Genomic DNA, 24,212 nt, shown 5'->3' with positions numbered 1-24,212 from the left:
GCCGGCCGGGCCTACCCGGGTGTGACGCGGGTCAGCGCTGCGACGTCTCGTGCACCAGCTCGACGACCCTGGTCAGCACGTCGGGATCGGTCTCCGGCAGCACCCCGTGACCGAGGTTGAACACGTGTCCGGGGGCGGCGAGCCCGTCGGCCAGTACCCGCCGGACCTCCGTGCGCACCACCGGCCACGGCGCGAGCAGCAGACACGGGTCGAGGTTGCCCTGCACGGCACGGTCCGGACCGATCCGCGCGGTCGCGATGTCCAGCGGGGTACGCCAGTCCACCCCGACCACGTCCGCGCCGGCCTCGCCCATCGCTTTGAGCAGTTCGGCGGTCCCCACTCCGAAATGGATCCGGGGCACTCCGGCGTCGGCCAGGCCGTGCAGCACCGCCGCGGAGTGCGGCAGGACGTGCCGACGGTAGTCGGCCTCGGAGAGCGTCCCGGCCCAGGAGTCGAACAGCTGGACTGCGGCGACGCCCGCCGTGACCTGCACCCGGAGAAACTCCAGGGTGATCTCGGCGAGCCGGGCGCAGAGCGCGTGCCAGGTCTGCGGATCGCCGTACATCAGGGCCTTGGTCCGCCCGTGGGTACGTGACGGTCCGCCTTCGACCAGGTAGCTGGCCAGGGTGAACGGCGCACCCGCGAACCCGATCAGCGGAGTCTCACCGAGCGCGGCGACGAGCAGCCGAACCGCCTCGTCGACGAAGCCGACGTCGTCCGGGGTGATCCGACGAAGCCGACCGACGTCGGCAGCGCTGCGGACCGGTTCGGCGATGACCGGCCCGGTGCCGGCGACGATGTCCAACTCGACGCCGGCCGCCGCCACCGGGACGACGATGTCGCTGAACAGGATCGCGGCGTCCACGCCGTGCCGCCGTACCGGCTGCATGGTGATCTCGGCGACCAGGTCCGGCCGCCGGCAGGACTCCAGCATGCCGATGCCGCTGCGCAGCTGGCGGTACTCGGGCAGCGAACGACCGGCCTGGCGCATGAACCACACCGGCGTGTGCGGCACCGGTTCCCGGCGGCAGGCCCGGACGAAGGCGGAGGTGGCCAGCGGTCCCACCGGGGCCGGGGCCCGCGCGGGTGTGTCGGGTGTCGCGTCGTGGGCGGCGTTGCCCGGCGTCGTCGTGGTCATCGGCGCCTATGGTGTCACGGCTGCACGGCTGGTCGGCAGCCGCCGCCCCGATCCGGTCCGGCCGCCCCGGTCGGTTACGGGCCGCCCCGATCCGGTCCTCGGCCGGCGAAGCGCTGTCGTCGCGGTCACCGCCACTGGGCCCCGGCGCGCCGATCCCCATCTGGTGGGAGCGCGGCCTAGGCTTTTGGCCATGGCCCCCCTTACCGCGTTGCCCGAGGCGTTCCACCGCGCCGTCGCCGGACTGCGCGCGGTGACCCCCCGGGAGGAGATCCAGATCGAGGAGGTCGGCGCCCCCCAGCGGCTGGCCCCCTACGCGTTCGCGTTGAGCGCCACGGTGCTGCGTGGCTCGGACGAGGTAGCCACCGGACGGTTGGTCCTGCTGCACGACCCGGACGGACACGACGCCTGGCAGGGCACCCTGCGCCTGGTGACCTACGTCACCGCCGACCTGGAGGTTGACCTGGTCGCGGACCCGCTGCTGCCGACCGTCGGCTGGACCTGGTTGACCGATGCGTTGGAGGTCCACGGGGCCGCCTACGGCGCACTGGGCGGCACGGTGACCCAGACCTGCTCCACCCGGTTCGGCGAGCTGGCCGGCCCGCCCGCAGGTGGCGACATCGAGATCCGCGCCTCGTGGACGCCGTCGGCCACTGGGCTCGACGCCCATCTGAGGGCCTGGTGTGACCTACTGGCGTCGACCGCCGGTCTGCCGCCGCCGGGGGTGACGGTGCTGCCGGGCCGGCGGCGGTCGGCAGGCACGGCCTGACCCGGTCAGCAGATCTCGAACACGTCGCAGGCGGTACGGATCGGCACAGCCAGCCCGATCCCCTCGGCGTCGCGGGCCTTCGCGGTGGCGATGCCCACCACCTGCTTGCCGCTGTTGATCACCGGCCCGCCCGAGTTGCCGGGGTTGATCGGAGCGTCGAACTGGATGACCGGGCCGGTGCTGTCGTCGGCGTCCCGCAACGCGCTGACCACCCCGATGGTCACCGAGTCGACGAGCCCGAGCGGGGCCCCGACGACGACGATCTGCTGACCGGACTTGACCTCGTCGGGAGCTGGCGGCAGGCCGGGGAAGGAACGGTCGGTCCGCAGCTGCGCCACGTCGCTGTCCTCGTCCACCGCGACGACCGCGGCCTCGATTCGTTCACCGTCGCGCTCCAGGAAGACGCGCCGGTTGCCGGCCAGATAGCTGGGCTCGACGACGTGGTAGTTGGTCAGCAGATTGGTGCCGCCGTCGGCTGACTCGCCCACCGCGAAGGCCGTGCCGGTGAACCGCCCGGCGCTGACCCGGAAGACGCTGGGCAGCACCGCCGTGGCGATCGCCTCGGGGTCGAAGGCCGCGCCGACCTGCCGTTCCAGCTCGGCGGCGCGCGCCTCGACCAGCTCGAAGCGGTCGGCGTCGGCTCCCTGCTCCCGGGCCAGCCGCTGGTCGACCTCGGCGAGTCGGGTGGTCAACTGGCGGATCTGGTGCGTCTGGAAACCCGCCAGGCCGGCCAGGAGCAGGACCAGCAGCAGCGCGGTCATCCCTGGCCATCCCCGCCGGACCGGGGTGACCCGGCGGAGCTGGTCGGCCGGCGGCGCCCACGAGCCCGGGCGGTCCGAGGTCGCGCCGGCCGGCGACCAGGACGTCGACGCCTCGGGAGCAGAGGGCGGCTCACCGGCGGCATGAGCCTTCTCGGCGGCGTGGGCGTCCTCGACGGTGTGGGCCGCCGGCAGCGTATGCGCCTCCGGCGCGGCATGTCGCGGGCCCGCGATGTCGGGGACAGCGACGGAGCGTGGATCGTCGTACCCATTGGTGGAGCGCGGATCGTCGTACCCACTGGTCATATCGTGGCAGCCTCTCCTTCAACGCGGCAGCCGGCCCACCTGCCGCTGAGCGGCGATACGACCGTACCGGGCAGTACGGTGTTTGTCGTCACCTCTCGCCCGGTGATCACACGATTGCCACCCGTTGGACACATCACCGGGGTGTCGCCGGTCAACTCGGCCCGGCTCGGAGCCGACGCGCCGGTGACACCTCGTGCGGCCGGCGGCAGGCCGGGCACTAGGGTTGTCAGGTGACCGACGAATCCCCCCTGCGCCGTCGGACCGCGCAACGCCCAGCAGGGAGCGAGCCGCACCACCCGCTGGCGCAGCCGCCGGCGTCCGATGTCGTGGGGTCCGACTCCTCGCCCGGCGGGCCCGTTGCGCTGACCGCTCCCCGCGACGGCACCCCTGCACCGGTGGCCGACGACGACGCTCTCGCCGAGGCCGTTGCCCGGTTCGCTGCCGGCTCCGGTCCGGTCGCCATCGACGCCGAGCGCGCCTCCGGATACCGCTACACCCAACGCGCCTATCTGGTGCAGCTACGCCGGGCGGGTGCCGGTACGGCGCTGATCGACCCGCTGCCGTTGCCTGAGCTGGGCACGCTCGACGCCGCGATCGCCGATGCCGAATGGGTGCTGCACGCCGCCAGCCAGGATCTGCCCTGCCTGGCCGATGTCGGGCTGCGCCCACGCCGGTTGTTCGACACCGAGTTGGCCGCCCGGCTGGCCGGCTACGAGCGGGTGGGGCTGGCCGCGCTGACCGAGGCGCTGCTCGGCTTCTCGCTGGAGAAGCATCACTCCGCCGCCGACTGGTCGACCCGCCCGCTACCGGAGTCGTGGCTGACCTACGCGGCGCTCGACGTCGAACTGCTGGTCGAGCTGCGGGACGTGCTCGCCCTGGAGTTGGAACGCCAGGGCAAGCAGCAGTGGGCGGCCGAGGAGTTCGCCGCCCTGGTCGCCTGGGGCAGCCAGCCGACCCGGGTGCGGCCGGAGCCGTGGCGGCGGACCTCCGGCATCCACCGGGTACGCGGAGCGCGGGCCCAGGCCCGGGTACGCGCGTTGTGGCAGGCCCGGGACGACGTCGCCGCCCGCCGCGATTCGGCACCGGGCCGGGTGCTGCCGGATTCGGCGATCATCGCGGCGGCCGAACTCGACCCCCGGGACGAGCGGGCCCTGCTGGCGTTGCCTGGTTTCAACGGCCGCTCGGTCCGGCGGTTGGCGCGGATCTGGCTGGACGCGCTGGACGTCGCCCGCGCCCTGCCCGACGATGCCCTGCCGACCACGCCCCCGGTCGACGGCCCTCCCCCGCCGCACCGCTGGGCGGAACGGGATCCGGCGGCCGCGGCACGGCTGGCCCGTTGCCGGGAGGTGGTGATCCGGACGGCCGCAGCGAACCTGCTACCGCCGGAGAACCTGATCGCGCCGGACTCGGTCCGCCGGCTCGCCTGGACTCCGCCGGAGGAGATCAGCGAGGAGTCGGTGGCGGCGACGTTGCAGGGGTTCGGTGCCCGCACCTGGCAGGTGTCGCTGATCGTGGCGGAGCTGAGCGCCGCGCTGCGGGACCCGCCGCGGTAGGCCGCCGCGGCGGGTCGACAGGAACGTCACGATGAAGGTCACCGTCGACGCGGCCGGAGGCCGTGCTCAGTCGTCGAGCACCTGGTCCCGCCGCGCCGACCAGGCCAGCGAGTGCCGGATGCCGTCGGCGATGGACAGCTCGGGCTTCCAGTCGAGCAGCCGACGCGCCCGTACGCTGCGGGTGTACGAGCCGGCGGCGTCGCCGGGGCGGGGCCCGGTCTCCCGGACCCGCAGCGGCTGGTCGACCACTGAGCGGAAGGCCTCGACGAACTCACGCACCGTGGTGCCGTCGCCGGTGCCGAGGTTGAGCACCTCGTAGCGGCGGTCGGCGCCGACCGGCAGAATCTCGTCGAAATGGCGCAGCGCCTGCACGTGCGCCCGGGCCAGGTCCCAGACGTGGATGTAGTCGCGGATTCCCGAGCCGTCCCGGGTGGGCCAGTCGACCCCGGTGATGGTGAACTCGGCCCCGGTCTGCACGGCGGTGATCAGCTTGCCGAGGACGTGGGTGGGCTGGCGGATCTGCAGGCCGGTGCGCAGCTGCGGGTCAGCGCCGATCGGGTTGAAGTAGCGCAGCGACAGCGCCCGCAGCGGCATGGCGGCGGCGCAGTCGGCGAGCAGCATCTCCATCACCGCCTTGGTCCGCGCGTACGGGCTGGTCGGCTCGAGCGGCGAGGACTCGTCGACGGAGAAGTCCTCACCCGGCCGGTAGATCGACGCCGAGGAGCTGAACAGGTACCGCTCGGCTCCGTTGCGGGCCACGTGATCGATGAAGTCGATCGACTTCGCGACGTTCTCCCGGTAGTAGCGCAGCGGTTCGGCGACCGATTCGGGCACCACGATCAGCGCCGCGGCGTGCACCACCGCGCTGATGTCCGGGTGTTCGGCAAAGATCCGGTCGATCAGGGCACCGTCGGCGATGTCGCCCTGGTAGAAGATCCGGTCGCGGGTGAACTCGATCCGCCCGGTGCTCAGGTTGTCCAGCACCACGGGTTCGATGCCGTCGTCGAGGCAGGCGGAGGCGATCGTACTGCCGATGAAGCCCGCGCCTCCGGCGATCAGAACCTTCACCGTGTCTCCTCTGTTGGGTTGTCGTCCGTCTGGGGTTGGTCGTCCGTCGCCCGTCCGGCGGGTCGCGAATGTCCGGTGCGGGCGGTGGCGCACGATTGACAGTCACGGTACCGGAGCCGGATCGGACCGATCCGCCGGAGGCGACCCCCGACCGGTGCCCCTGGTGTGGCCCGGGCCACACCAGGGGCACCGGTCGACCATTGTTACCGACAAGTAGCATGGAGGTCTGCCCCGCGTACCCAGGCCGGCAAGGAGGCCCCATCGTGCCGCGTGAAGTCCGGGACGTCGTCTTCGTCGACGGCGTCCGTACCCCGTTCGGCAAGGCCGGCGGGATGTACGCCCACACCCGCGCCGACGACCTCGTCATCCGCTGCATCCGCGAACTGCTGCGGCGCAACCCGCAACTACCCCCCGACCGGGTCGAGGAGGTAGCCATCGCGGCGACCACCCAGACCGGGGACCAGGGGCTCACCATCGGTCGCACCGCCGCGCTGCTGGCCGGGCTACCCAAGACGGTGCCCGGCTTCGCCATCGACCGGATGTGCGCCGGCGCGATGACCGCGGTCACCTCGGTAGCCGGCGGCATCGCGATGGGCGCCTACGACGTGGCGATCGCCGGCGGCGTCGAGCACATGGGCCGGCACCCGATGGGCGAAGGCGTCGACCCCAATCCGCGCATCCTGGCCGAGAAGCTGGTCGACCCGTCCGCGCTGATCATGGGCGCGACCGCAGAGAACCTGCACGACCGGCTGCCCGGCATCACCAAGGCACGCGCCGACGCCTTCGCCCTCGCCTCTCAGGTCAAGACCGCCAAGGCGTACGCCAACGGCAAGCTGCAGCCCGACCTGGTCCCGGTGGCGGTCCGCGACCCGGAGGCCGGCTGGGGGCTGGCAGTCGTCGACGAGGCGCCCCGGGAGACCTCCCTGGAGAAGCTGGCCACCCTCAAGACCCCGTTCCGGCCGCACGGGCGGGTCACCGCCGGCAACGCCGCCGGGCTCAACGACGGCGCGACCGCCAGCGTGGTCGCCGCCGAGGACGTGGCCCGTGAGCTGGGTCTGCCGGTGGCGATGCGGCTGGTCTCGTACGGCTTTGTCGGCGTGGAGCCGGAGGTGATGGGCGTCGGCCCGATCCCGGCGACCGAGAAGGCACTGCGGCTGGCCGGGCTGGGCATCGACGACATCGGCCTGTTCGAGCTGAACGAGGCGTTCGCCGTCCAGGTGCTGGCCTTCCTCGACCACTTCGGCATCGACGCCGACGACCCGCGGGTCAACCCGTGGGGTGGCGCCATCGCCATCGGGCACCCGCTGGCCTCCTCCGGCGTACGGCTGATGACCCAGCTGGCCCGGCAGTTCGCCGAACATCCCGAGGTGCGCTACGGGCTGACCGCCATGTGCATCGGCATCGGCATGGGCGGCTCGGTCATCTGGGAGAACCCGGCCTGGACCGGCCCGGCACAGCAGGGAGACGAGAACTGATGCTGCACAACCCCGACGAGGTGGTCACCCGGGCGCTGGTCCGGCAGGTGAACGTACCCGGACTGGACCGGCCCGCCGCGCTGATCACCCTGGACAACGGCCTGGACCACCGCAAACCCAACACCCTCGGGCCGGCCGGGCTGGCCGGTCTGGACGCGGCGATCACCGAGGCACTGGCCGGCGAGCCGGCCTTCGTGGCGGTCACCGGAAAGCCGTACGTCTTCTGCGTCGGCGCCGACCTCACCGCGATGCCGCAGCTCGTCGACCGTGAGCAGGCGCTGGAGATCGGCCGGACGGGCCACCGGATCTTCGCCCGGCTGCGCGACAGCGCGGTGCCGACCTTCGCCTTCGTCAACGGTGCCGCGATGGGTGGCGGGCTGGAACTCGCCCTGCACTGCCACTACCGGACGCTGTCCGGCGGAGCGGGTCCGCTGGCCCTGCCGGAGGTGTCCCTCGGTCTGGTGCCGGGCTGGGGAGGCACCCAGTTGCTGCCGAACCTGATCGGCATCCCGGCCGCCGCACAGGTGATCATCCAGAACCCGTTGACCCAGAACAAGATGCTCAAGCCGAAGCAGGCCGCGGAGATGGGCATCGCCGACATCCTGCTCGAACCGGCCGACTTCCTGGAGCGGTCCCTGCAGTGGGCGGCCGGTGTGGTCACCGGCGAGGTCACCGTCGACCGCCCGGAGGTCGACCGGGACATGTGGGACGGGGTGCTCTACTTCGCCCGCCAGCTGCTCGACCAGCGGCTACACGGTGCGGTACCGGCCGCTTACCGGGCCCTCGACCTGCTCGCGCTGGCCAAGGAGACCCCCTTCGCTGACGGCACGGCCGCCGAGGACGAGGCCCTCGCCGACCTGATCCTGTCCGAGGAGCTGCGCAGCGGGCTGTACGCGTTCGACCTGGTCCAGCGACGCGCCAAGCGGCCGGCCGGCGCCCCCTCGGCGGACCTGGCCCGGCCGGTCACCAAGGTCGGCGTCGTCGGGGCCGGGTTGATGGCCTCCCAGTTGGCGCTGCTGTTCGCCCGCCGACTGCAGGTGCCGGTGGTGCTCACCGACCTGGACCAGGCCCGGGTGGACGCCGGGCTGGGCTACGTGCACTCCGAGATCGAGAAGCAGGTCGGCAAGGGCCGGATGGACACCGGAACGGCGGCGAAGCTGCTGGCGCTGGTAAGCGGGTCGGTCGACAAGAGCGCCTTCGCCGACGCCGATTTCGTCATCGAGGCCGTCTTCGAGGACCTCAAGGTCAAGAAGCAGGTGTGGGCCGAGGTCGAGTCGATCGTCGGCCCCGAAACGATCCTGGCCACCAACACCTCGTCGCTGTCCGTCTCCGACATGGCCGCCGACCTGGCCCACCCCGAACGGGTGGTCGGCTTCCACTTCTTCAACCCGGTCGCAGTCCTGCCCCTGCTGGAGATCGTCCGCGGGGAGCGGACCGACGACGCGGCCCTGGCCACCGCGTTCGCCATCGGCAAGCAGCTGCGCAAATCCTGCGTGCTGGTGTCGGACGCCCCGGCCTTCGTGGTCAACCGGCTGCTGACCCGGTTCCTCGGCGAGATCTTCGCCGCGGTGGACGCCGGCACCCCGCCGGAGGTCGCCGACGCCGCGCTGGACCCGCTCGGCCTGCCGATGCGGCCGCTGGCCCTGCTGCAACTGGTCGGCCCGCCGGTGGCCCACCATGTCGGCGGTACGTTGCACGCCGCGTACCCCGACCGGTTCACGGTCAGCGACAACCTGCGGCGGATCGCCGAGTCCGGGCTGCCGTTGATGGTGGACGACGAGATAAACCCCGAGATCGGCAAGCTGCTGGAGGTCGGGTCGCAGCCATTGACCGCCGAGCAGGTCCGGCAACGGGCCCTCGACGCGTTGGCGCAGGAGGCCCGGCTGATGCTCGACGAGGGTGTGGTCGCCGAACCACAGGACATCGACCTGTGCATGATCCTCGGCGCGGGGTGGCCGTTCCACCTCGGCGGGATCACCCCGTACCTGGACCGGACCGGCACCGCGCAACGGGTGACCGGCCGGCGGTTCCTACCCGCCGGGGTGGCCAGCAGCCCAGCCGATTGACCGGACGAAACGGAACGGGATGTCGAAGCCGCCACCTCGGCCTCGACATCCCGTTTGCCGTCTGAGCTGGCCTACCTACAGGACAAATTCCAGACCTACCGGTAGGACAAGTTCGTCTGACCCTCGATCACCCGGCCGGCGATGTACAGATCGCCATTCGAGTCGAGAACCGCAATGATCTTCTTTTGACTCCCGTGATGGGTCGTGAAATAGATCTTGTCCGCTTCCTGCGAGGTCGAGTGGTTCGTGTTGACCGAAAGCTCGATGCTGACCGGCGAACTGATCAGGACGTCCTTCTTGGGCGAGCTCTCGTAGACCTGGTTCTGCCGGAGCCGGATGCGTCCGTGAGTGTCACCCTCGTCCCAATCCGTTGCGAGTCCAAGATCGACGTCGGGCATCGGATCTCCTTTCGTTTGCCCGGAATCCCTCCGGTAGGTCGACTCCCCTGGACGACCGAATCGGAGTCGACGCACTTCAGCCATCGACGCGACCTATTTATCCCACCCGATCCGGCGCCAATTCAATGGTAGGACAACCCCAACCACCTTGGCTAGACACAAAATTTGTCAGCAAAGCCGACCAACACCTTCACCCCGATGCAATTTCCACGACGCCCGACCCCACCAACCGACCACTTCGCCCCAAATGACTGGCCAGCACCGCAACACCTGTTGATTCGAGAAGATGATTCACATAACCGGTTCCGGCAAAACATATTTGTCGAACCCAAAGTCAAACCGATGGAGTCAAGTGAACATTGCTGACACCGGGCCCCGGCAAGCGGGCCGCAGGGTCAGGGCGCGGTGGCAGGTCAGTTCCGACGTACCGGCGAGGCAGCCACCGGCAGTGGCGTGTCAGCAGCCGGCAACATCAAGGTGACTTCAAGCCCGCCCCCGGGCTGGGCCACCGCGGACACCGTGCCGCCGTGTGCGTCGGCCACTGCCCGCACGATCGACAGGCCCAGGCCGGATCCGCGCGCTCCGGTCCGTTCCCGGCCGCCCCGGCGGAACGGCTCGAACAGGCCCGGCACGTCGGCCTGGTCCACCTCGAAGCCGGTGTTGCCGACCAGCAGGTAGACGTGCGAGCCGTGGCTGCCGGTACGCACCCACAGCCGGCCGTGCAGGTGGTTGTAGCGCACCGCGTTCTCGATCAGGTTGCCGGCCAACCGGTCCAGCAGGCTCGGGTCACCCACCACCACTGCCGGATCCAGGGCGGTACGCACGTCCAGCTTCAACCGGCGGGTCTCAGCCTGGACGGCCGACAACGCCGCGCAGACCCCCTCGGCCAGGTCCCGGGGCACCTTACGGACCAGCCGCCGGCCGGACTGCGCCTCGCTGCTGGCCAGCACCAGCAACGCGTCGAACAGCCCGTTGGCCCGCTCCGATGCGTCCCGGACCACCGTCGCCATCCGCTTGTACTCGGCCACGTCGGCGGTGTCGTCGGCCATCGTCACGTCGATCTCGGTGCGCATCACCGCCAGTGGGGTACGCAGCTCGTGGGAGGCGTTGGCGACGAACCGCTTCTGGGCCTCGAACGACGCGCTGAGCCGGTCCAGCATGTCGTCGAAGGTCGCGGCGAGCTCGGCCACCTCGTCACCGGTGCCGGAGTAGCCGATCCGCTGGTCCAGGGTCTGTTCGCCGAGCCGCCGGGCGGTCGACGTCACCTGCTGCAGTGGGCGCAGCGCCCGACCGACGACGGCGTACGCACCGACCACCCCGACCACGCTGATCGCCAGCAGCGCGACCAGCGCCTTGGCCAGCAGCTCACGGGACGCCCGCTCGACGATCCCGTCCTGCCAGGCGGCCGCGTCCAGCTCGCGACCGTCGGCGAGCACCACGGTGGTCCCGGGCACGAGCTGGTCCGCCGGGCGCAGCGCGTCGGTGACCAGCAGCCAGGCGAGCAGTACGAAGACGGCCAACGAGCCGACCAACAGGACGGCGTTGAACAGGGTGAGCCGCAGCCGCAGGGTCGGCCGGGGGGTGCGCAGCGTCGGCCAGCGTCGACCCGGCGAACCCGCCGTCGACGCCGCCGGGGCGGCGGATCCGGGCAGCCGGTTCACTGGTACGCCTCGTCGGGCAGCTCCGGTCCGGCGACCCGGTACCCGGCACCGACCACGGTCTCGATCAGCGGAGGTTCCCCGAGCTTGCGGCGCAGCGTCATCACCGTCACCCGTACGGTGGTGGTGAACGGATCAGTGTTGGCGTCCCAGACCCGCTCCAGCAGCTCCTCGCTGGACACCACCGCGCCACGCGCCTTGACCAGCTCCTCCAACACGCCGAACTCCTTGCGGGTGAGGTCGACCGGCTGGCCGTCCCGGGTGGCCACCCGGCGGGCGGGGTCGACGGTCAGGTCGGCGATGGTCAGCACCGGCGGGGCCGCCGGGGTGGCCCGCCGCCCGAGGGCCTGCACCCGGGCGACGAGCTCGGTGAACGCGAACGGCTTCGGCAGGTAGTCGTCGGCGCCCAACTGCAGACCTTCGACGCGGTCGGCGACGGTGCCGCTGGCGGTCAGCATCAGCACCCGGGTGAGAGCGCCGGAGCTGACCAGGTCCGCGCAGATCTGGTCACCGTGCACGCCGGGCAGGTCGCGGTCGAGCACCACCACGTCGTAGCGGGTCACGAAGGCCATCTCGTGTCCGGCGGAGCCGTCGTACGCCACGTCGACCGCCATGCCCTGCCGACGCAGCCCACGGACGATCGCGTCGGCGAGGTTACGTTCGTCCTCGACCACCAGTACCCGCACGACCGCCTCCTGTCAACGTCGGTTCCCACCCTGCGTGCCACGGTGTTAAGCCTGCGTGAAACCGCAGGGGTGACGCCGAAACTAGTCGGGCAACCGCCAGATGCCGAGTCCGCCACTGACATGTCGGCACACCAGCGCCTCGGCGCTCGCCTGGCAACTGTCCCTCGCGTCGGCCAACCGAAGCACCACCCGTGGGCGCGGTGCGCCCGGGGTGATCCGGGCCACCCACACCGCCGACTGGAAGGGATCGTGCCGCAGGCCGAGCCAGCCGTCGCCGGTGACGGCGAACGGCACCCAGTACGGGTCGGATGTCACCCGCTCGCCAGTGGCCGGATCGACCACCAGCCGCAGTGTCGACAGCAGTCCGGCCTGTCGGCCCGGAGCGATCAGTAGGTAGCGGCCGAACGCGGAGTCCAGGTCCCAGTCGTCGTTGACCCACCGGGTCACACCGTCGGTCGGTTCCAGCCCACGTACCCCGCCACCCGGATGAGTGACGCACAGCAGCGACGCGCAGGAGGTGATGCCGCTGGGCGGTGCTGCCGGCACCGACCATCGCAGAGTCAATCCGTCCAGGTCGAAGGCCGACAGGGTGTCGTCGGTCGCCCTCACCAGCACGTCGGCCACCGCCCAGCTGCGCCACGGCTCCACCGGTTGCTCCGTCTCGATCCTCCCGGCGGTATGCACCTGCCCAGTCCGCGCGTCGCGGACCCGGACCCGGTCGCCGGACTCGAGTTCGATCACCTCGGCGAGCCGGTCGCCGTCGAATCGGTAGACGAACTCACCCTGCGCCGATGTCGTCGCGGCCCAGCGGGTACGCCCGGAACCGGTCTCGACGACCTGCACTGTCGCCCCGGCCCGGACCGCTTCCTGGGATTCCGGGTCGACCACACTCAGCAGGCTCCACAGGGCCACCGCGCCGTCCGAGGTGGCACCCACCAGTTGGCCGTCGGCCAGCCAGCGCACCGACCCGTCGGCGGTGTCGACGGCGACGGTGCGCAGCACTCCGGCCAGGTCGACGGAGCCGACCAGCAGCAGGTCGCCGACGGGCTGCATGCCGATCACCTCGCGGCGAAGCAGCCCGTCACCGTGCTCCGGTACCGGGACCTGCCAGCGAAGGTCGCCGCCGGGCACCTCGTAGGCGGCGATCGACTGACCGCCGGTGCTGCTGTCGGCCGGGTCCCCGCCGAGCGCACCGTCGAAGACGAACAGCAGGTCGCCGTCGAGCACCAGCTGGGCTTCGAAACCGACCTCGAGGTAGGCCGGGTCCGGCAGCGCGGGAAACGGCCCGGCGCCGGCGACCGTGGCCAGTACGGCGATGGTCAGGATTGCGGCGGAGCGCCAGCGGCGCGCCGCCGGTGCCCCCGTGACGGCGGTGGCCCCGACCGCCCAGCGGTCCGCCGTCGTTGGCTGGGACCGGCCGGCACGGCCGACCTCGCCGAGATCGATCAGTGGTCCGTCGCCAAGGTTGTTCTCGCCCTTGTCCATCCGTACCCTCGCGGCCTTCGGTAACCACCCGGTGCCACCCTGCGCGCACCTGGGCCGAGCCTACGTGCACAGGTTCAGGGTGCCGGCGGTGCGGTGCTCTGGCGCACCGTCAGGGTCGTCGCCAGCTCCAGCCCGATCTGCCTGGTCTTTTCGCCACGGGCCAGCGCGAGAGCCAACTCGGTGGCGGTGGTGGCCATCTCGACCAGTGGTTGGTGGATGGTGGTCAGCGGAGGATCCACCAGCTCAGCCAACGGCAGATCGTCGAAGCCCACCACGCTGAGATCCGACGGAATGCGCAGCCCGGCCTTTCGCGCGGCCTGGTACACACCGAGTGCCTGGAGGTCGTTGCAGGCGAAGACGGCCGTGGGGCGGTCGGGACGCCCCAGCAGCTCCCGCGCGGCGGTCTCGCCGTCCTCCCGGTTCAGCCCGGCATGGACGATCAGGTCCGGCTGCGCGGGCAGACCGGCGGCGTCGATGGCGGAGCGATAGCCGTCCAGCCGGGCACGACAGCACAGAACCCGTTCCGGGCCGGCGATCATCGCGATCCGGCGGTGCCCCTGTTCGATGAGGTGGCGGGTGGCGGAGCGGCCGCCCGCCCAGTTCGTCGCTCCGACGAACGGTACGTCGTCGGGCAGCGCGGTGGTGGGGTCGAACACCACGAACGGAATCCCCCGGGCCCGTAGCTGGCTGCGCTGCTCCTCGTCCAGTTGGGCCACGCTGACCAGGCAGTCCGGGCGGCGGGCGAGAGTGCCGTCGATCCAGTATCGGATCGCGTTGCGCTCCGGGCCGAACTCGGTCAGGACGACACCGACGCGCTGTTGCCGGGCCGCCCGTTCGACGCCGCGGATGATCTGCAGCCCCCACATGTCCTCGATCTGGTCGAAGACGAGTTCCATCGTGTTGCTCCGGGTGACCGGCGACGGCCGGCGGTATCCGTACTGGCTGATCAATGCCTCGACCCGGGCCCGGGTGTCCGCCGCGACGCCGGACCGACCATTGATGACCTTGGAGACGGTCGGGATCGACACCCCGGCCGACTCGGCGATCGCGGCGATCGTCACCGGTCGCGACGGGTCGCCGAGCAGTTGGCCCAGTTCGGTGACCGGTTCGCCCGACTCGACGTCTGCCAACCTGGCCCCTCTCCTACCAACCGGGCGGTCACCGCCCGAGCCGCGTCACCCGAGCCATCTCACCCGAGCCGCCTCACCCGAGCCACGCCGCCGCCAGCGCGGCCGGGTCTCCGCTCAGCGTAAGGATAGCCTCGGCGCCATCGGGCATCGACCCGCGTCGTAGCCGCAGGACGCCACGATCCGCCCCTGGCCGCTCGCGGATGGCAGCCCCACCCGAAGCCAATGACATCGACGACCGTTGACGCCGATCAGTAGAAACTGTAACGTTCGCCAAGGAAACTTTCGAGCTCTGATGACCGATAGTTTCCGGCGGGAGCTCACGCTTGTCGCGGAGGCAGGGCAACCTCCGTACACCGCCCCCATCCGCCTGCGCGCCGTCCGACAGGCCGCCGCCGGCCGCCTGCGCGCCGTCCGACAGGCACCCCGCCATGGGTTGGGCCGTCGACACCGCCCTACGCCCTGGCTCCTCCTCAGCGAGATACATCGACAGCGATATGGAGTTTCCCGATGAGTTCGCACAGCGTCCGGAAGATCCCCTGGCGGGCCAGCGTCATCGCAGGTGGAATGGCCGCACTACTGCTGGCCGGGGTGGTGGTGACCACCAGCGCGCAGGCTGCGGCCGGATGCCGGGTGGCCTACGCCGTCTCGGCCCAGTGGCCAGGTGGCTTCACCGCCAACGTGAACGTCACCAACCTCGGTGACCCGATCAACGGCTGGGATCTGGCCTGGACGTTCCCGTCCGGCCAGCGGGTGACCCATGCCTGGAACGCGACGGTCACCTCGTCGGGCAGCCAGGTCACCGCGACCAACATGAGCTACAACGCGACCATCGCCACCAACGCGACGGTTTCGTTCGGCTTCAACGGAGCCTGGTCGACCAGCAACACCCCGCCCACCGCATTCTCACTCAACGGCGTCGCCTGCACAGGGAACGTCGGCCCCACCGCGACACCGACCCCCAGCATCTCCCCGTCGGTCTCGCCGTCGGTCTCGCCGTCGGTCTCGCCGACGCCGCAGCCGGGCGACCCGATGGCGATGGTGGCCGCGATGCAGCCCGGTTGGAACCTGGGCAACACGTTCGACGCCATCCCCGACGAGACCTCGTGGGGAAATCCACGAACGACCCGGGCGATGCTGCACCACCTACGCACCCAGGGGTACAACAGCATCCGGATCCCGATCACCTGGAGCAACCACCACGGATCCGCGCCTGACTACACCATCGACCCCGCCTGGCTGAACCGCATCCACGAGGTGGTGGACTGGTCACTGGCGGAGGGCTTCTACGTGATGATCAACCTGCATCACGACTCCTGGCAGTGGATCAACACCTACCCGACTGACCGCGCCGGAGTCATGGACCGGTACCGCGCCCTCTGGACCCAGGTTGCCACCTCCTTCCGGGGCCACTCGCGCAAGCTCGTGTTCGAGAGCATCAACGAGCCGCAGTTCGCCGGCACGTCCGGCGACACCGAGGGCGACCAACTACTGCACGAGCTCAACGTCGAGTTCGTCCGCCTCGTACGGCAGACCGACGGAAACAACGCCACCCGGCTGCTGGTGCTGCCCACCTTGCACACCAGCGGCGAGCAGGCCCGGATGGACGCGCTCCTCGGCACGTTCGACGAACTGGACGACCCCGACCTGGCCGCGACCATCCACTTTTACGGCTGGTGGCCGTTCAGCGTCAACATCGCCGGCGGCACCCGGTACGACAGCAACGTCGAGCAGGACCTCCTCAACACCTTCGATCGGGCGTACGACACCTTCATCTCCCGCGACATCCCGGTGGTCATCGGCGAGTGGGCCCTGCTCAGCTACGACTACACCCGGCCCGGCATCATCGAGCGGGGCGAACTGCTGAAGTTCTTCGAGGCCGTCGGATACCACGCTCGGATCAGGAACCTCACCACCATGTTGTGGGACGCGGGTTCCTTCCTGCACCGCCCCGAGCTACGGTGGCGGGACCAGGGCATCTACCAGCTGATGATGGCGAACCTGACGACCCGGTCCGCCACGGCCTCCGCGGACCAGATCTACGTGGACCGCGCCGGTGCCGTCACCAGCAGGACGCTCACCCTCAACCGCAACGGCCTCTCGTTCCGCAGCCTGTGGCAGGGCGACACCCGACTGGTCGACGGCACCGACTACACGGTCTCCGGGGACACTCTCACCCTGACCCGGTCGGCGATGAACCGGCTGGTCGGCGACCGCACCCAGGGGGTCAACGCCACCATCGAGGCTCGGTTCTCCGCCGGCGTGCCGTGGCAGATCAGCATCATCAGCTACGACCCACCGACCCAGGCAGCGGCCACCGGCACGACCAACTCGTTCGCGATTCCCACCGAGTTCCACGGTGACCAACTCGCCACGATGGAGGCCGAGTATGCCGACGGCAGTCCCGCCGGGCCGGCCAACTGGACCCCGTACAAGGAGTTCTGGACCCACTTCCAACCCGACTACGACGCGAACACGATCATCCTGAAGCCCGAGTTCTTCGCCGAGGTGACCGACGGCCCGGTCACCCTCACCTTCCACTTCTGGAGTGGCACCCAGGTCACCTACCACCTCACCAAGGACGGCAGCTCGGTTACCGGGCAGGCCGGCTGACCTGATCCGTAGTTCGACGGGGCCGCGACGGATCGTCGCGGCCCCGTCGATGCATGTCGCCTGCCGTTGTCTGCCCGTTGCCGGCGTCAATGGCCCGGCGCCCACGGCTGACCGGTCATTGCGGGCACACTGTCCGCAACGTTTCCGGTAACTCGAGCCGTTCTCTCGAAGTGCGACGGGGTCGCGCGACGAATGCCGCCGGCAGCGTGCCCATGAGAAGGCAGAGCCGCGCGGCACCTCGGCTGCCTCCGCCGACACCCTCAACAGCCACTTGTATCGACTGTGGCTGGAGAGGAAGGTCCAGCTCAGGAGGGCAGCACAGCCAGGCCACCGATCCGATCGAGGAGGCCCAGGGAGCGCACCATGGGCCGACAGTCCGGGCAACGCGGCCAACAACCACGAGCAGTCATGGCCGGAATCTACCGCTTGCCAACTCCGGAAGTTTCTGAAAATCTAGATACATCGATTGGCGTGTTAACGCTAACACTCAGCCAGCTTTGGAGGACATGTTCGAAACAGTGCAGATATGACCGATTCACCGGCATGGTGCTTCAGCACCGAGGCACCCGAACACCCACACCGGCTCCCCCAACTTGCTCAGGTGCCCGACGCCGTCGGCAGTCGGCACTCTCCGCGCCACCTGTGTGGTTGGCCGTCCGCTTTAGCGTCACCAACCGTCCCCCGCCGGCCACGGACACGCATCGCCGCTGGCCAGCTCTCACCTGAAGAGTGACACATTGTCCTACTTCGCTGTCGGAGGATCAGCATGATCTCCCAGACCCGTCCTGCCCGGCGTCGGTTCCGAACGCTCTGGGCGTCCACCATCGCCGCGCTTGTCGTGGTCCTGACCGTGTCGTTGATGCCGAATCTCGCCAGCGCGGCCGAAAGCACCCTGGGGGCGGCCGCCGCTCAGTCCGGCCGCTACTTCGGCACCGCCGTCGCCGCCAACAAACTCGGCGACTCGACCTACGTGAACATCCTCAACCGGGAGTTCAACAGCGTCACCGCCGAAAACGAGATGAAACTCGACGCCACCGAACCACAACAGAACCAGTTCAACTTCACCAACGGCGACCGGATCGTCAACCACGCCATCTCCCGCGGCATGGCCGTCCGCGGCCACACCCTCGCCTGGCACTCCCAGCAACCCGGCTGGATGCAACAGATGGAAGGCAACGCCCTCCGCCAGGCCATGCTCAACCACGTCACCCGCGTCGCCTCCTACTACCGAGGCAAAATCCACACCTGGGACGTCGTCAACGAAGCCTTCGAAGACGGCAACTCCGGCGCCCGCCGCAACTCCAACCTCCAACGCACCGGCAACGACTGGATCGAAGCCGCCTTCCGCGCCGCCCGCGCCGCCGACCCCGACGCCAAACTCTGCTACAACGACTACAACATCGACAACTGGTCCTGGGCCAAGACCCAGGCCGCCTACAACCTCGTCCGCGACTTCAAACAACGCGGCGTACCCATCGACTGCGTCGGCCTGCAGTCACACTTCAACTCCCAGTCCCCCTACCCCTCGAACTACCGCACCACCCTGTCCAGCTTCGCCGCCCTCGGCGTCGACGTACAGATCACCGAACTCGACATCGAAGGCTCCGGCAGCAGCCAGGCCAACGCCTTCCGCGGCGTCGTCAACGACTGCCTCGCCATCGCCCGCTGCACCGGCATCACCGTCTGGGGCATCCGCGACAGCGACTCCTGGCGCAGCTACGGCACCCCACTACTGTTCGACAACAACGGCAACAAGAAGCAGGCGTACGACGCCACCCTCGCCGCACTCAACGCCGGCGGCACCCCGGTCAGCCCGTCGCCGTCGGTCTCGCCCACCGCCCCGCCGACCACGCCACCACCGACCACGCCACCACCGAGCGGACCGATCGACCCGAGTGCGTACTACGAGGTGGTGAACCGCAACAGCGGCAAGGCGCTGGACGTCTGTGGGGTGTCCACCGCTGACAACGCTTGCATCCAGCAGTACGCCAGGTCGGGTGGGAACAACCAGCAGTGGCAGTTCGTCGACTCCGGCGGCGGCTACTACCGGCTACGTGCCCGGCATTCGGGCAAGGTGCTCGACGTCTACAACTGGTCCACCGCCAACGGCGCGGCCATCGTGCAGTGGAGCGACCTCAACGGCACCAACCAGCAGTGGCGGGTGGCCAACTCCGATGGCGGCTACATCCGGCTGATCAGCCGGCACAGCAACAAGGCCCTCGAAGTCCAGGGCGCGTCGACCGCCGACGGCGGCGCCGTCGTGCAGTACGACGACTGGGGCGGCGCCAACCAGCAGTGGCAGTTGATCCGGGTCGGCGGCAATCCGAACTCCAACCCGACTACCGCGCCACCCACGACCGCACCGCCGACGACCCCGCCACCGACCACCGCACCGCCGACCTGCAACCTGCCGTCGAGCTACCGCTGGACCTCCACCGGCGCACTCGCCCAACCCCGCTCCGGCTGGGTGTCACTGAAAGACTTCACCCACGCCCCCTACAACGGCCAACACCTCGTCTACGCCACCAACCACGACTACGGCACCTCGTGGGGCTCCATGAACTTCGGCCTCTTCTCCAACTGGAACCAGATGGGCTCCGCCAGCCAGAACGCCATGCCCTTCTCCGCCGTCGCACCCAGCCTGTTCTACTTCGCCCCCCGCAACATCTGGGTCCTCGCCTACCAGTGGGGCGGCCCCGCCTTCTCCTACCGCACCTCCACCAACCCCACCAACGTCAACAGCTGGTCCGCCCACCAGACCCTCTTCACCGGCAGCATCAGCAACTCCGGCACCGGACCCATCGACCAAGCACTCATCGGCGACGACCAGAACATGTACCTCTTCTTCGCCGGCGACAACGGCCGCATCTACCGCGCCAGCATGCCCATCGGCAACTTCCCCGGCAGCTTCGGCTCCAACTACACCACCATCATGACCGACACCACCAACAACCTCTTCGAAGGCGTCCAGGTCTACAAACTCCAAGGCCAACAGCGCTACCTCATGATCGTCGAAGCCATCGGCTCCCAGGGCCGCTACTTCCGCTCCTTCACCGCCACCAACCTCGGCGGCACCTGGACCCCCAACGCCACCAGCGAAAACAACCCCTTCGCAGGCCGTGCCAACAGCGGCGCCACCTGGACCAACGACATCAGCCACGGCGAACTCATCCGCACCAACGCCGACCAGACCATGACCATCGACCCCTGCAACCTCCAAATGCTCTACCAAGGCCGCTCCCCCAACTCCGGCGGCGACTACGGACTCCTGCCCTACCGCCCCGGCGTCCTCACCCTGCAACGCTGACCGAAGCCCACACCACACCATGACAAGGCGGGCCCGGCATCCACGCCGGGCCCGCCCGTCATGCCGCACGGTGAGGCGTGATCGAATGCGGCCCAGCTGACTCAGTGTCGGCGTGTCGAGTCGATGAGGCGTAGTGGATCAACCCCGAACGACAGCCGTTCGCTGGGATCCCCAGGCGCGGCTGTCGAGCGAACCCGCATGACCGTCATACCGGCCGGGTGAGGGTCATGCGGGTTCCCACGCCGTCAGGCTTCGTCAGACTGAGCTCGCGGGAACCGGTGCGCGAGCGACTGACGACGCTCAGCTGCGCCGGCCGGCACCACGTCGGGTGGTGGCCCGGTCACCGGAAACGTCACCGACGAAGCCCGCGCCGGCCGGCGGGTCGTTGTCCGGATCATCCAGCCCGGAGATCCAGCCGGTCACGTCGCGCGCCACGTCCTGCGCGGTCAGCCGCAGATCGGCAAGGATCTGCGCCCGGCTGCCGTGCGGATGCCAGTCGGCCGGTACGCCGAGATCACGCAGCGGCACCGGCACATCGGCATCGCGCAGCGCCTTGGCAACGGCGTCCCCGACACCGCCGGTGCGCACCCCGTCCTCGACGGTGACCACCAACCGGTGGGCCGCGGCGAGCTCGACCAGCTCAGCGGCGACCGGACGGACCCAGCGCGGGTCGACCACGGTCACCCCGTAGCCCTGCTCGGCGACCCGGGTCGCCACGTCGACGCCGAGGTGTCCGAACGCGCCGACGGCGACCAGCAGCACGTCACGCCGGTCGGACTCGACCAGCACGTCCACCCCGCCGACCCGACGCACCGCCGGCAGGTCGGCGGCGACCGAACCGGTCGGGAAGCGCACCAGGGTCGGGCCGTCGTCGACCGCCACCGCCTCGCGTAGCTCCTCACGCAGGGTCGCCGCGTCCCGGGGGGCGGCGATCCGCAGCCCCGGCACCACCCCGAAGACCGACATGTCCCAGATGCCGTAGTGGCTGGGCCCGTCCGGGCCGGTCACCCCGGCCCGGTCCAGCACGAAGGTCACCGGCAGCTTGTGCATCGCCACGTCCAGCAGCACCTGGTCGAACGCCCGGTTGAGGAACGTCGCGTAGACCGCGACCACCGGGTGCAGCCCGCCCATCGCCAGGCCGGCGGCCGAGGTGGTGGCGTGCTGCTCGGCGATGCCGACGTCGTACACCCGGTGCGGGTGCTTGCGGGCCAGCGATGCGATACCGGTCGGTTCGGCCATCGCCGCGGTGATCCCGACGACGTCGGGCCGCTCGTCGGCGACCGCCACCAGCTCGTCGGCGAAGACGTGGGTCCACTTCACTGCCGGCGCGGCCAGCAGCTTGCCGGTCTCCACATCGAAAGCGCTGCTCGGACCGTGCAGGCAGTCGGCCTCGTCCTCCTCGGCCGGCCGGTAGCCGTACCCCTTGCGGGTCACCACGTGCACGATCACCGGAGCGCCGAAGCCCTTGGCCCGCTGCAACGCCGACTCGACGGCGGCCAGGTCGTGGCCGTCGATCGGGCCGACGTACTTGATGCCGAGGTCCTCGAACATGGTCTGCGGCGCGACCGCGTCCTTGATGCCCTTCTTGACCGCGTGCAGCACCTCATACATCGGTCGGCCGACCATCGGGGTGGCGCCGAGAGTGTCCTTGACCAGGTCGAGGACCTTCTCGTAGCCCGGGTTCAGCCGCAGCGCCGCCAGGTGGTCGGCCAGACCGCCGATCGTCGGAGCGTACGACCGGCCGTTGTCGTTGACCACGATGACCAGCGGGTTGCGCGCACCGGCGATGTTGTTCAGCGCCTCCCAGCACATGCCGCCGGTCAGCGCCCCGTCACCGACGACGGCGACCACGCTGCGCGCCTCGCCGCGCAACGCGTACGCCTTGGCCAGACCATCCGCGTAGGACAGTGCGGTGGAGGCGTGCGAGTTCTCGATCAGGTCGTGCTCGCTCTCGGCCTGGCTCGGATAGCCGGACAGGCCATCACGCTGGCGGAGCTGGTCGAAGGCGGCCTGCCGGCCGGTCAGGATCTTGTGTACGTACGCCTGGTGACCGGTGTCGAACAGGAACCGGTCCCGGGGTGAGTCGAAGACCCGGTGCATGGCGATGGTCAGCTCCACCACACCAAGGTTGGGCCCCAGGTGCCCGCCGGTGCGGGACACCTTGGCGACCAGGAAGTCACGGATCTCGGCGGACAGCACCGCCAACTCGTCGGCGGAGAGCCGCTTGACGTCCTGAGGTGTGCGGACGGTGGCCAGCAGGCGGCCGTCGGATCCTGCCTCTACCTGGCTCAATTTCGCTCCCAACTGCCCGGCGCGCGCCGATGTGCGGCGCTGGGCGGCTACCCGGCGGCGGCGTACGCTCCGGCCCGCGTACGGCGTCCGCCCATGACCGCAGAGTCTATCGGGATCGCGCCGCTGCGCAGCGCCGCCGACCAGTCGACGTGCGGCCGGCCGGCGGGCCGATGTGCGGCCGGCCGGCGGATCCGTCCGACCGGGGTCATCGACCGACGGCCGGGGTGAGCAGGGCGACGCACTCGACGTGCCGGGTCATCGGGAAGCAGTCGTAGCCGCGCAACGCCGTCAGCGACCAGCCGAGGTCGCGGAAGGTGCGCACGTCCCGGGCGAGCGCGGCCGGGTCACAGGCAACGTAGGCGATGGCCCGCCGGGTGGCCGCTGCGATCCCGGCGACCACCCGGGCGCCTGCACCGGCCCGGGGCGGATCGAGCACCACCAGGTCGACCGGTCCGGTGATCCGGCGGCGGGTCAGCGCCGTCTCCACCCGGGCCGCGACCACCTCGATCCGGGGCAGGTCGGCCAGGTTGAGTCGGGCCGCGGCCACCCCGGCGGGCGACGACTCGACCATCGTCACCCGCCCGTGCGGCCCGGTCCGGCCGGCCACCGCGGCGGCGAACAGACCGGCACCGCCGTACAGGTCCCACGCCGACTCGCCGGGACGGGGACGCAGCAGGTCCAGCACCGAGGTGACCAGGGTGTCGGCGGCCGCCGGGTGCACCTGCCAGAACGCCCCGGCCGGCAGCCGCCAGCGGCGGCCGGCGGCGGATTCGGTGATCTGCGTCACCGGACCGGGCAGCGCGTCGGACACCGCGTCGGGCAGGTCCGACTGCGCACCGGCCCCAGCGCCGGACGTCCCCGCCGACCGGGGTGCCGACCCGCCGACCGGGGTGACGACGACCTCGCCGGCGGCCGAGGCGACCACCTCGACCGCGTCAACCCCCGGCCACCGACGTCCGCTGGCCGGCACCACGGGTGCCGCCTGCACGGTCGGGTGGGCGATCAGGCAGCGGTCCACCGGCACCACCTCGTGTGACCGGTGCTTGAGCAGGCCGGCCCGGTCCGCGGCGTCGACGGTGTAGCGCACCCGGGTCCGCCAGCCGAGCGGTCCGCCCGGCAGCGGCCGGACCTGCGGCGCCAACCCGTCGACCTCGGCCTCGGTCAGCCCACCGAGCCGCCGCAACTGCTCCCGGACCACCGCCTCCTTCCAGGCCAGCTGACCGGCCACGGTGACGTGCTGCAGATCGCAGCCGCCGCAGCGGCCGGGGCCGGCGTACCGGCAGGGCGGCTCGACCCGGTCCGGGGCCGGTTCGTGCACGGTCACCGCGTCACCGCGCAGGTAGCCCCGGTGCGTCTCGGTGATCTCGACGGTGACCAGTTCGCCCGGCAGGGCGTGCCGGACGAAGACCACCTGGCCGTCGACCCGGGCGACGCAGTGCCCGCCGTGCGCCACAGCGCCCACCTGTACCGTCGTCCGATCGCCTTCCGCCAGGTCGGCCCGTCCTGAACTCACGGC

The 24,212-nt window shown here is 70.4% G+C and carries 17 protein-coding genes; 6 read left to right on the top strand and 11 right to left on the bottom strand.

The annotated features are described in order from the left end of the window. Positions 1-31: 31 nt before the first annotated feature. Entirely contained in the window at positions 32-1,138 is a 1,107-nt protein-coding gene (gene hemE / locus ACN27J_RS32705) for a uroporphyrinogen decarboxylase (protein ID WP_421372015.1), read from the bottom strand. A 190-nt stretch (positions 1,139-1,328) separates the two neighbouring features. Here hemE and ACN27J_RS32700 point away from each other — a divergent pair, with 190 nt between their 5' ends. Next, positions 1,329-1,904, top strand: a complete 576-nt coding sequence (locus ACN27J_RS32700; RefSeq protein WP_421372014.1) for a DUF3000 domain-containing protein — start codon at positions 1,329-1,331, stop codon at positions 1,902-1,904. A gap of 5 nt (positions 1,905-1,909) precedes the next feature. Here ACN27J_RS32700 and ACN27J_RS32695 read toward each other — a convergent pair whose 3' ends face one another. After that, the gene (locus tag ACN27J_RS32695) at positions 1,910-2,968 is read right to left on the bottom strand and encodes a S1C family serine protease (protein ID WP_421372012.1); all 1,059 of its coding nucleotides are present in this window, start codon (positions 2,966-2,968) and stop codon (positions 1,910-1,912) included. A 230-nt stretch (positions 2,969-3,198) separates the two neighbouring features. Between ACN27J_RS32695 and ACN27J_RS32690 the strand changes: the two genes are divergently transcribed. Next, positions 3,199-4,521 (top strand): HRDC domain-containing protein, encoded by a 1,323-nt coding sequence (locus ACN27J_RS32690; protein ID WP_421372011.1) that lies wholly within the window; start codon positions 3,199-3,201, stop codon positions 4,519-4,521. Positions 4,522-4,587: 66 nt separating this feature from the next. Here the strand turns inward: ACN27J_RS32690 and galE are convergent, their stop codons facing one another. Continuing rightward, positions 4,588-5,589 (bottom strand): UDP-glucose 4-epimerase GalE, encoded by a 1,002-nt coding sequence (gene galE, locus ACN27J_RS32685; protein WP_421372010.1) that lies wholly within the window; start codon positions 5,587-5,589, stop codon positions 4,588-4,590. 263 nt (positions 5,590-5,852) lie between these two features. Here galE and ACN27J_RS32680 point away from each other — a divergent pair, with 263 nt between their 5' ends. After that, a complete protein-coding gene (locus tag ACN27J_RS32680; RefSeq protein WP_421372009.1) occupies positions 5,853-7,064 on the top strand; it encodes a thiolase family protein in 1,212 nt (403 codons plus the stop codon). Continuing rightward, entirely contained in the window at positions 7,064-9,130 is a 2,067-nt protein-coding gene (locus ACN27J_RS32675) for a 3-hydroxyacyl-CoA dehydrogenase NAD-binding domain-containing protein (RefSeq protein WP_421372008.1), read from the top strand. The genes ACN27J_RS32680 and ACN27J_RS32675 overlap by 1 nt, the downstream gene beginning before the upstream one ends. A 95-nt stretch (positions 9,131-9,225) precedes the next feature. Here ACN27J_RS32675 and ACN27J_RS32670 read toward each other — a convergent pair whose 3' ends face one another. From ACN27J_RS32670 to ACN27J_RS32650, 5 genes are all read right to left on the bottom strand, one after another. Further along, positions 9,226-9,528, bottom strand: a complete 303-nt coding sequence (locus ACN27J_RS32670; protein WP_421372007.1) for a DUF6342 family protein — start codon at positions 9,526-9,528, stop codon at positions 9,226-9,228. Positions 9,529-9,941: 413 nt separating this feature from the next. Then, positions 9,942-11,117: a sensor histidine kinase gene (locus ACN27J_RS32665; protein WP_421372667.1), complete on the bottom strand. Its 1,176-nt coding sequence runs from the start codon at positions 11,115-11,117 to the stop codon at positions 9,942-9,944. A gap of 68 nt (positions 11,118-11,185) precedes the next feature. Next, a complete protein-coding gene (locus tag ACN27J_RS32660; protein WP_282230021.1) occupies positions 11,186-11,872 on the bottom strand; it encodes a response regulator transcription factor in 687 nt (228 codons plus the stop codon). 81 nt (positions 11,873-11,953) lie between these two features. Next, positions 11,954-13,357 (bottom strand): hypothetical protein, encoded by a 1,404-nt coding sequence (locus ACN27J_RS32655; RefSeq protein WP_421372005.1) that lies wholly within the window; start codon positions 13,355-13,357, stop codon positions 11,954-11,956. Positions 13,358-13,431: 74 nt separating this feature from the next. Continuing rightward, entirely contained in the window at positions 13,432-14,487 is a 1,056-nt protein-coding gene (locus ACN27J_RS32650) for a LacI family DNA-binding transcriptional regulator (RefSeq protein ID WP_421372004.1), read from the bottom strand. A gap of 507 nt (positions 14,488-14,994) precedes the next feature. Between ACN27J_RS32650 and ACN27J_RS32645 the strand changes: the two genes are divergently transcribed. Continuing rightward, positions 14,995-17,097: a cellulase family glycosylhydrolase gene (locus tag ACN27J_RS32645; RefSeq protein WP_421372002.1), complete on the top strand. Its 2,103-nt coding sequence runs from the start codon at positions 14,995-14,997 to the stop codon at positions 17,095-17,097. A 766-nt stretch (positions 17,098-17,863) separates the two neighbouring features. Next, a complete protein-coding gene (locus tag ACN27J_RS32640; protein WP_421372001.1) occupies positions 17,864-20,404 on the top strand; it encodes a non-reducing end alpha-L-arabinofuranosidase family hydrolase in 2,541 nt (846 codons plus the stop codon). Between the two features lie 300 nt (positions 20,405-20,704). Here ACN27J_RS32640 and dxs read toward each other — a convergent pair whose 3' ends face one another. From dxs to ACN27J_RS32625, 3 genes are read right to left on the bottom strand one after another with little or no spacing between them, the layout of a single operon-like run. After that, complete coding sequence (dxs, locus tag ACN27J_RS32635) at positions 20,705-22,696, bottom strand: 1-deoxy-D-xylulose-5-phosphate synthase (protein WP_421372000.1); 1,992 nt, start codon at positions 22,694-22,696, stop codon at positions 20,705-20,707. 47 nt (positions 22,697-22,743) lie between these two features. Next, the gene (locus ACN27J_RS32630) at positions 22,744-22,905 is read right to left on the bottom strand and encodes a hypothetical protein (RefSeq protein WP_421371998.1); all 162 of its coding nucleotides are present in this window, start codon (positions 22,903-22,905) and stop codon (positions 22,744-22,746) included. Continuing rightward, positions 22,902-24,209 carry a class I SAM-dependent RNA methyltransferase gene (locus ACN27J_RS32625; RefSeq protein ID WP_421371997.1) on the bottom strand — a complete coding sequence of 436 codons (1,308 nt, stop codon included), beginning with the start codon at positions 24,207-24,209 and terminating at the stop codon, positions 22,902-22,904. The genes ACN27J_RS32630 and ACN27J_RS32625 overlap by 4 nt, the downstream gene beginning before the upstream one ends. Between the last annotated feature and the right edge of the window lie 3 nt (positions 24,210-24,212).

Origin of the sequence: Solwaraspora sp. WMMB762 (assembly GCF_049179115.1) — a bacterium.
GTDB lineage: Bacteria > Actinomycetota > Actinomycetes > Mycobacteriales > Micromonosporaceae > Micromonospora_E.
Note: the sequence above shows the minus strand (reverse complement) of the source record. Positions and strands in the feature narration are given on the sequence as shown.